Origin of the sequence: Nocardioides sp. (assembly GCF_035429765.1) — a bacterium.
GTDB lineage: Bacteria > Actinomycetota > Actinomycetes > Propionibacteriales > Nocardioidaceae > Nocardioides.
In genome coordinates, this window is sequence record NZ_DAOMFK010000145.1 from 6,215 (window position 1) to 7,724 (window position 1,510).

Annotated in this window: 1 protein-coding gene; it reads right to left on the reverse strand. The window is 73.5% G+C overall.

Going from position 1 to position 1,510, the window contains the following annotated elements; genetic code table 11:
- Positions 1–1,373, reverse strand: a 1,373-nt coding sequence (locus tag PLP61_RS12575) for a glycosyltransferase family 87 protein (protein ID WP_324503068.1), incomplete at its 3' end; no start/stop codon positions are given.
- Positions 1,374–1,510: the final 137 nt, after the last annotated feature.

Sequence of the window (1,510 nt, forward strand, 5' to 3'; positions counted from 1 at the left end):
TGTGACGGGTCGGCCGCCATCTGTGACGGGTCGGTGAGGAGGTCGCGGACCACCATGCCGACCAGGTAGAGCTGGGCGACCAGCCGGACCACGATGGCGATCCAGTAGTACCCCGCGTCGTCACCACCGGGCGGGGCGAGGTAGCCGCCGAGGTACCACCACACCGCGGCGAAGTAGAGCACCTCGCCGGCCTGCCAGATCAGCAGGTCACGCCACCGGGGTCGGGCGATCACGGCCAGCGGCAGCAGCCACAGCACGTACTGCGGCGAGTAGACCTTGTTGACCAGCAGGAAGCCGGCGACCACCAGGAACCCCAGCTGGGCCAGCCGTGGCGGGGCCGGCGCGGCCATCCCGAGCAGCAGCACGCCGGCGCACCACAGCACGAAGAACGCCCACGACCAGTGGTTGATGGTCGCGCTGGCGAACGTCTCGTTCGCCGCCTGGGAGACCACCAGCCAGATCGAGCCGAGGTCCGCGCCCCGCTCGGAGTTGAACGACCAGAAGACCCGCCACTGGTCCGGCCCGGTGAGGTACGCCGGCGCGTTGGCCAGCACCCAGGACCCCGCGGCGGCGGCCGTGGTCACGCCCAGGTCCCGCCAGCGCCGCTCGCGCCAGCACACGACCAGGACTCCACCCAGCAGGAACAGCGGGTAGAGCTTGGTGGCGGTGCCCAGCCCGATCATCACCCCGGTCAGTCCGGGGCGGCCGCGCGCCCAGGCCCACAGCGCGCCCGCCACCGCCGCCACCGCGAGCAGGTCCCAGTTCACCAGCCAGCTCAGCGCCAGGGTGGGGGCCAGCGCGAAGGCCGCGGCGTCCCACGGCCGTCCGGGGGTGGCCCCGGCCAGGAAGAACGCCGCCAGCAGCCCGGCCACGGCCAGCCCCACGGCGCTCACCGCGACGAAGATCCGGCTCTCGCGCAGGACGTCGCGCTCGCTGCCGAGGCTGCCGGCCGGTTCGTCGTACCGCGTGGTCACGTCGGGGGACCCCGAGAGCCAGTGCGTCACCCACGCCGAGGCCCAGGCGAAGTAGGAGATCCCGACCGGGTACTCCATCACCTCGTACCTCGCACGCACCTGCTCGTCGGAGGTGTACGGCCAGTTCAGCTCGGCGAGTCCCCGGCCGGTGTAGAGGTAGGGCAGGTCGGAGTAGCACATGTGCGAGTAGCGCTGCTGGCCGTCCTGCCAGCTGTCGGCGTAGCAGGACGCCTTCTGCACCATCCCCAGCGAGAGGGTCACCGCGGTCATCGCCAGCACCACCCGCAGCGCGGTCCACCAGGGGTGCCGGGTGGCGCGGGTGCCCAGCGGGCCACCCACCCCCTCGCTCAGCGCGGCGACGACGGGATCGTCGAGGGTCGGGTGCACCTGCTCGGCCACGCCGGCTGCCTCAGCGGCGCTCGGTGAGCACGGCGACCGAACCCGGGGTGGCCCGGCCGCCGCCCTGTCCCGGCCCGCCGGAGCCGGACGGGGACCCGCTGCCTGACGGGCTCGGCGGCGCGGAGCTGCTGGGCGGC